This window comes from Methanobacterium formicicum, assembly GCF_029848115.1.
GTDB lineage: Archaea > Methanobacteriota > Methanobacteria > Methanobacteriales > Methanobacteriaceae > Methanobacterium > Methanobacterium formicicum.
This window is the reverse complement of the sequence record NZ_JARVXG010000027.1, coordinates 35,001-42,500: the sequence shown is the minus strand read 5'-3', so window position 1 is coordinate 42,500 and position 7,500 is coordinate 35,001. Positions and strand designations below refer to the sequence as shown.

The 7,500-nt window shown below is 43.8% G+C and carries 5 protein-coding genes (1 of these 5 cut by a window edge); 4 read left to right on the top strand and 1 reads right to left on the bottom strand.

Annotation, left to right across the window (positions count from 1 at the left end):
- Positions 1 to 232: 232 nt before the first annotated feature.
- Positions 233 to 1,480 (top strand): tripartite tricarboxylate transporter permease, encoded by a 1,248-nt coding sequence (locus QC759_RS01990; protein WP_048072373.1) that lies wholly within the window; start codon positions 233 to 235, stop codon positions 1,478 to 1,480.
- A 96-nt stretch (positions 1,481 to 1,576) separates the two neighbouring features.
- On the opposite strand, the gene QC759_RS01985 is transcribed toward QC759_RS01990, so the two are convergent.
- Positions 1,577 to 2,557, bottom strand: a complete 981-nt coding sequence (locus QC759_RS01985; protein ID WP_048072372.1) for a 50S ribosomal protein L11 methyltransferase — start codon at positions 2,555 to 2,557, stop codon at positions 1,577 to 1,579.
- Between the two features lie 119 nt (positions 2,558 to 2,676).
- On the opposite strand from QC759_RS01985, the gene QC759_RS01980 reads away from it, so the two are divergent.
- The 3 genes from QC759_RS01980 to cdhA form a co-directional block, all read left to right on the top strand.
- The gene (locus tag QC759_RS01980) at positions 2,677 to 4,293 is read left to right on the top strand and encodes a TadA family conjugal transfer-associated ATPase (protein ID WP_081944551.1); all 1,617 of its coding nucleotides are present in this window, start codon (positions 2,677 to 2,679) and stop codon (positions 4,291 to 4,293) included.
- 102 nt (positions 4,294 to 4,395) lie between these two features.
- Positions 4,396 to 5,511: a type II secretion system F family protein gene (locus QC759_RS01975; protein WP_048072371.1), complete on the top strand. Its 1,116-nt coding sequence runs from the start codon at positions 4,396 to 4,398 to the stop codon at positions 5,509 to 5,511.
- A 362-nt stretch (positions 5,512 to 5,873) separates the two neighbouring features.
- Positions 5,874 to 7,500 carry the 5' portion of a CO dehydrogenase/acetyl-CoA synthase complex subunit alpha gene (gene cdhA, locus QC759_RS01970; protein WP_424971046.1) on the top strand. 737 nt of this gene lie beyond the right edge of the window, so only the first 1,627 of its 2,364 coding nucleotides appear in the window; it begins with the start codon at positions 5,874 to 5,876; the stop codon falls past the right edge of the window.

The following is a 7,500-nucleotide window of genomic DNA, read 5'->3' as shown; positions in this document are numbered from 1 at the left end:
CATAAATGTTCCCGGGGACATATATAATCTTGGAAAGGATTTAATGTTCCTAAAACCTTTTTATTTTGTTGTTTATCAAGGTAAGTCGTTGTTTGTTCTGTTAATTTGATTTTGGATTCAGTTTGTTTTTGGATTTAAGTGAGGACCTTTGGTTTGGCACTCACCATAAATTATTAATACTTATTACATAATTAATATTATTACATCGCTAAGCTGAGGGGGATGTTGGTGAATGTTGGATCTGGTACTGGCCTGTGTAATTGGGGTTTTATGTGGCGTGGTAACTGGTTTAATCCCGGGTATTCATGTGAATACTGCCGGCGCCTTTGTTTTCTCCGCATCACCCCTTCTTCTCTACTCTTATTCTCCAGAAGTACTGGCTGTTTTCCTGTTGTCCATGTCCATATCCCACGCACTTCTGGAGTTTGTACCCTCCATGTACTTGGGAGTACCAGAGGAGGGAACTGTCCTTTCAGTCATGCCAGGTCATCACCTCCTGCTGCAGGGAAGGGGAAAGGAAGCCTTACGCCTGGTCTCCCTGGGAGGGTTTGGGGCCATGATAGTAACCATAATCCTTTTACCTCTATTTATGGTGGGGTTACCATTTGTGTACGGCCTTTTAAAACCATACATCTGGATTATATTATCGGTGACAGTGATTTACATGTTGATACGCCTCAGCCGGGACTGGACTTCATTTATATGGTCCTGCATCCTGTTCCTTTTTTCAGGGATCATGGGATGGGTTGCCCTTAACTCCCCCTTATCGGCAAGTGTTTCCTTATTATGTCTTTTTTCCGGCCTTTTCGGAGTAAGCACCCTTCTTCACAGTCTATCTCAAAAATCGGTGCTACCTCCCCAGCACCAGGATTATCACCTGGAAATAGATGGGGGCATATTTCGGGGGATATTTGCCGGGGGAATTGCCGGAAGTATTCTGGGATTTCTACCGGGCATGGGACCAGCCCAGGGAAGTCTTCTGGCCCAGGAGTTAAGTGGTAGTTCCGATCGTGGTAGTGAGAGGGAGGGCTTTTTAGTGGCCATGAGTGGTGTTAACGCATCTGATGCCCTTTTTTCACTTATAGCAATTTATCTAATTGGTAATCCTCGCAGTGGCATTGCGGTTTATGTTAACCAGATACTGCAGGGACTGGACTTTAATCATCTTCTAATCATGATATTCGCGGCCATAACCAGTGTATCCATTTCCCTGGTTCTCTGTATAAAATTAGGGGACTGGTTTAGTCATTTTATAGAAAAAATAAATTATGAGAAATTATCGTGGCTGGTTATAGTTTTTATGAGTTTTTTGGTGGTCCTTTTTGCGGTGATGGAAAATGCGAATCTGTTTTTTGTAATAGTGACCTACATAACATCGGTTTCCCTTGGATTGCTCCCCCACTATTTAGACATTAATAAATCAAACCTTATGGGGGTGTTAATTATTCCGGCCATTGTGATTTACACGGGAATAAGCTAAATGATCCCCACACTGATTTTAAGTTTATACTTATTGCATTCCTATTATCTGCCGGCTTAATCCCTGTATTTTATATTTAAAATAAGTATAACCTTTTTAAATAACTATAACTTCCTGACAGAGGTTTTCTATGGCTTTGATAAAGACAGTGGTGTCCATTCCTGGAAAGGTGTCCACCACTCCGATATGGAATTTTTCTTCTAAAGATGAGCTAAGTTCCTCCACATCCAGACAGTAAACATCCCACGATTTTCCCTGGGAGATTAGTCCTTCCTTTTTATTGGATAGTTTTACCGGGAACCCGTTAACTTCCAGGTTGAGGCTGGTGGCGTAGGCTGCCGGGTACCACAGATCATTGAAAACAACCCGGCTGGCTCCTGCTTTAAGGGCAGCTATCCCTAGTGTCCCTGGACCACAGGTGCAGTCCAGAATTTTAGGATTTTGGTATTGGCTCATCACCTTACTCAAGGCCGAAATCTTGGGAGATACTGGTTTAGGGAACTCTACATGTATTTCACCCTGGTGTTTGTAGATACAGAGGGGTCCAGCCCCAGTTTGCACCAGGTCACAGCGCATATCACAGCCCGCCAGTAATTTGTACCGGTTAGAAGTGTTATTATCTTTAATTCCAACCGTATCTTTGATATCTCCTTTAAGCACACCTTTAACTTCAGGTACTTCCTTTACTATCTTTTTAGCACATTTTTCATCCACATCAGGGGATAATATCACCAGTGTATCCGGGAGTAGGTAGGGTACATTGCGGAGGGGATAGGCCGGTGTTATCAGGGGAACACAGGCATCTCGCAGGGTTGACTTTTCATCCTTAATCCCTTCTAACTGCATGATCCGGAGTACGTGACCCACCACCACGTCCAGGTGACGACGGTCACAGGAACATCTCCCCCAGTTTTCATCTATCCTTTCTGAGGGATTTATCTGCCCAGTGAATGGTTTGAATTTCTTGAAATTCCAATCTGGACAGTTATCACAGGGAAAATAAATATTTTCTATTTCCTCAAGGACCACCGGCGGTTTTTTAATACAATCTTGGTTGCATCGGCACTTTATGTCCATATACTTAAATATTTGATACTTTATATAAATAATATTAATTTAATTTAATAATGGAATTTATTTGATCATGCCCTGCTGTAATGCCCCCGGCTAATAATCTACTGTTAAATCGTGAGAAAATGAAGGACAAACGCAAGGAAATACTGAGGGATCTTCTGGGAGAGTTCGGTTCTGACGAAGAGAAGGAGGAAGAAATAGTCGAGGAGGAGGAATATCCTTTACCTCGCAAAGAAAGGGAACCTCCAGTTCCAGAAGAGGAAGAAAAGTTTACCCTAGACCAGATAATGAAAAAACCCCCCAAACGTGAGAAAAAGGTCAGGAAAGCTTCCACAGGATTGAAGGCGGAGATAGTAGAAGAAGGCCTGATCCCCAAGTACAATGTCAGTGTTCCCCATTTTTCCGACAAGGAAGAAATGATATTCAACGAAGTCCGGGAGAAACTGGTGGAAGTTGCTGTTTCCCAGGGCGAAGAATTTAATATTGACGAAGAATCATTTATAGGAGACGTTAAACAGTTCCTAAGAACCAGGGGAGTTCGAGATGTGGAAAGACTGGCCACTCAGATCTCCCAGGTGATGTTGGGGTACGGAAAACTGGATCCCATGATCAAGGACGATGATCTGGAGGAGATCATGGTCATTGGTACCGGGAGTAATGTTTTTGTCTACCACCGTAAGATCGGGATGATGGTCACCAACGTGGTTTTCGAGTCTGACGATGATATAAGGTCCATAATCGATGTTATCGCCCGACAGGTTAACCGTCGTATTGACCAGCAAACTCCTATACTGGACGCCCGTCTTAAGGATGGTTCCAGGGTTAACGCCACCCTCCCCCCGGTTTCTGCCGATGGACCCACCCTGACCATCAGGAAATTCAGGAAAGACCCCCTCACTGTGGTGGATTTAATCAACTTCAAAACCATGTCCTCTCATCTGGCAGGGTTCCTGTGGGTGTGTACCGATGGTATGGGTGTAAAACCCTGTAACGCCATTATTGCCGGAGGTACTGGTTCGGGTAAAACCACCACCCTCAACACCATAGCTGCCTTCGTACCACCCCGAGAGCGTATCATAACCATTGAAGATACTCTGGAATTGCAGTTACCTCACTCTCATGTTTTACGTATGGAAACTAGGCCACCCAACATTGAAGGGAAGGGTGAACTCACCATGGATACCCTGGTTAAAAACTCCCTCCGACAGAGACCGGACCGGGTAATAGTAGGGGAAGTTCGTGGAATGGAGGCCATAACCCTTTTCACGGCATTAAACACTGGTCACTCTGGAATGGGAACTCTCCACTCCAACACTGCCCGAGAAACCATCACCCGTTTGGTAAACCCACCAATGAACGTGCCTAACATAATGATCCCGGCACTGGACTTCATTATCATGCAAAACCGTATGTACCGTGCTGAAGGAGGATCTATCCGCCGTATCACTGAAGTTGCGGAAGTGGTGGGAATGGAAGAAGGTAATGTTCAGCTTAACCGGGTGTTTGAGTGGAATAACGTAACTGATAAGGTAGAATATGTGGGAATTGCCAGCCAGACCCTGAGAGAAATGGCAGAAATGAGGGGTGTGGGCATATCCGAACTGGAAGAAGAAATTGAAAAAAGGAGACTGGTTCTTGAATACCTGGCAGATAACAACATCCGTTCCATTGAGGAAGTGGGCCGCTGTATCAACAGTTACTACAAAGATCCAGATGGAATGCTAGATAGAATACTTTAAGCATTAGGGATATCTATTTAATAATGAATTTCAATCAGGAAAGTCATATCTATTTAGATGTATGGACCTGCAGATAACAAAAAGAAGGTTTTGGTGAGATGAATGGTCTTTGGCGGTATTAAAAAGGTCTTCAACCGTATAGGTGACCTGACAGTTAACTCCAGCCAGAAAGTTGGTGGAGGAGTTCAGAAGGTCAGTGAAGGAGTGCAAAAACCTGTTAAAAAGATTAGGGATGTTGAAAGGCCTAAAATATCTAGACCTTCCATTAAAAGAGAAACCAAACCAGAAGAGGGTGCCTTCGAACCTAAATCTGTTTCTAAAACTAAAGCTTCCCGTAAAGTTATAAAGAAAATGGGCATGGAGAAGGATGAAATTGAAATTTTCCGTGATCTCATTGACCAGAAATACGAGAGGAAAGAAAAGGTCGAAGATGATGATAAAGCCCAGAAGGAGGCAGTTCGTAAAGCATCCCTGGAAGAGCTTCTGAAGGAAGAGGAAAAACCAGGTTTGGATCCTAAACTTATTTTAATTATGGGTGTAATTGCCTTTGCCGTTGTTTTCACCATCATCGTGGTTCTGGGATTCGGTGTGGAGATCGGGCTGGTTTTCGGTATTATCATCTTGCTCATGACCATGTTCATCGTGTATATGCCCAAAATCAAAACTGGTGGCCGTTCTACCGCTGCTTCACGGGAATTACCCTACGCTTTACGGCAAATGGCCACGGAATTAAGGGCTGGAATTGGTTTACATGATAGTATGAGATCCATAGCCATGTCTGGTTACGGACCTCTTTCTGAAGAATTCGCCCGGGCACTGGAGGAAATAAAATACGGAGAAACCACGGAAAAGGCCCTGGTGGATATGAGTGAGAGGATTAACTCCGACGGACTAACCCGGGCCATACACCAGATCACCCGTACGTTAACCAGCGGGGGGGATCTGGCCAAAACACTGAGCGTAATTGCCGATGATACTGCCTATGAAATGAGGATGAAGCTAAAGGACTACGCCCAAAAACTCAACTCATTTACCATGATCTACATGTTCGTGGCCATACTGGGTCCAGTTATCTTCATGATCATGATTATCGCCGCAGCAACGGTTATGGGGTCAGTTGTACCACCAATACTGCTTATAATTATGTACTTGTTCTTATTCCCTGCTATTGTGGCCTTCATGGCTTTTATGATAAAAAGACTGGAACCAAAGGTCTGAATAATAAGACTGGAACCAAAGGTCTAAATAATACAAAATTGGGGTGTAAAGGGGCGATGTATGCCCTTACTTAACACTATTTTTTTCTGGATATATTTTTATTTTAGTGGAAAACAAGGTTATGAATGGTGTTTGTGGGAAATTTTGGTTTTTATAACATCAGATTTTATATATAACTTGTGATAATTGATAATTTCCTATGTCTGACCATAAGAAGTATTCCCTATTTCCCGGGAAATTATTATTAAAGTATTACTGATTATGGCTTAAAGATGTTGGTTATGCACAAACTTTATATATTCTAATCAACTAGAAAGAAAACATCATTATAAATCATTATCATTATAAATCATTAAGAATTGGTGATAATTGTGGCACCCAAACCAGAGTCTAAACCAAAAAATTTCAAGGATGATTTTTGGAAAACCAAGGACATTAAAATTTCCATTGGTGAAATTGATGAAGCAAGCGGGGTAATTGAAGTTCCAGAGGTTGAAACTCAGGGACCTACTCCCAAACCCAGTATAACTGATCTAAGATCATGGGATATGAAGTTGATGGGTCGTTATGAGCCATTCTATGCTCCCTTCTGTGATATGTGCTGCCTGTGTACCTTTGGTAAGTGTGATTTGACCAATAAAAAAGGAGCCTGTGGAATTGATGCCGAAGCCCAGCAGGCCCGTACCGTACTACTGGCCAGTTGTATTGGCTCTGCCTGCCACTCTGGCCATTCCCGACACCTGGTGGAACACCTGATCGAAGAATTCGGTGCAGACCAGCCCATAGACATGGGTTTGAACATCGATATTCAGGCCCCCATAATGATGACTGTACTGGGTAAAAAACCCCAGACATTAGGTGATCTAAAAGAAGCCCTGGATTATCTGGAAGAACAGATGATACATCTTTTATCCGCATGTCATACTGGTCAGGAAGGTAAATCAATAGATTTTGAATCAAAAGCCCTCCATGCCGGACTTATGGATAATTTAGGTATGGAAATTGGGGATATAGCCCAGATAGCAGCCCTTAACCTGCCTAAAGGAGATGAAAATGCACCGCTAATAGAAATGGGAGTGGGCACCATTGACACCCAGAAACCAGTGGTGTTGTGTATAGGACACAATGTACTCCCTGGTGCAGGAATAATGGATTACATGGATGAAACTGGTCAGGAAGAAGACCTGGAAGTCTGTGGAATCTGCTGTGCTGCCATTGATATCAGCCGGTACAATGACCAGGCCAAGGTTGTGGGGCCCATATCCAAACAGCTTAAATTCGTGCGCAGTGGAGTGGCGGATGTTATAGTGGTGGATGAACAGTGTGTGCGTACTGATATCCTGGAAGAAGCCCAGGCCAAGAACACGGCAGTAATTGCCACCACCGATAAAATATGCCTGGGATTACCGGATTTAACCAGTGAAGACCCGGATAAAATCGTCAGTAAACTGGTGAACAAAGAAATACCCGGAGCCCTGATATTGGATCCGGCTAAAGTTGGAGAAGTAGCGGTAAAAGCTGCTAATATATTATCCCCAGAACGAGCAACACTCAAAAAATTACCGGACCTGGACGAAGTCCAGAAACTGGCTTCGGAGTGCACAGAATGTGGTTGGTGCGTTAGGGTTTGTCCCAATGGCCAACCCATGATGGATGCCGTGGTTAAAGCCGGTGAAGGTGACTTCTCTACCTTTGAAGAACTTTACCTCAACGATGTATGCTACACCTGTGGAAGATGTGAACAGGAATGTGAAAGGGACCTCCCCCTCATGTCCATGCTGGCCAAGGTGGGTGAAAAACTATCCAAAGAAGAAAAATTCAACATCAGGGCCGGAAGAGGCCCTGCTCAGGACGTTGAAATCCGCAGAGTCGGTGCACCAATTGTACTGGGAGACATACCCGGGGTGATCGCCTTTGTAGGTTGCTCTAACTATCCTAATGGTGGAAAAGAAGTAGCGGAAATGGCTAAAGAATTCCTGGAGCGTAACT

Bases quoted from the DNA above. Each gene is read 5' to 3' on its own strand.
- QC759_RS01990 (WP_048072373.1), top strand. From the start codon at position 233: ATGTTGGATCTGGTACTGGCCTGTGTAATTGGGGTTTTATGTGGCGTG.
- QC759_RS01985 (WP_048072372.1), bottom strand. From the start codon at position 2,557: ATGGACATAAAGTGCCGATGCAACCAAGATTGTATTAAAAAACCGCCG.
- QC759_RS01980 (WP_081944551.1), top strand. From the start codon at position 2,677: ATGAAGGACAAACGCAAGGAAATACTGAGGGATCTTCTGGGAGAGTTC.
- QC759_RS01975 (WP_048072371.1), top strand. From the start codon at position 4,396: ATGGTCTTTGGCGGTATTAAAAAGGTCTTCAACCGTATAGGTGACCTG.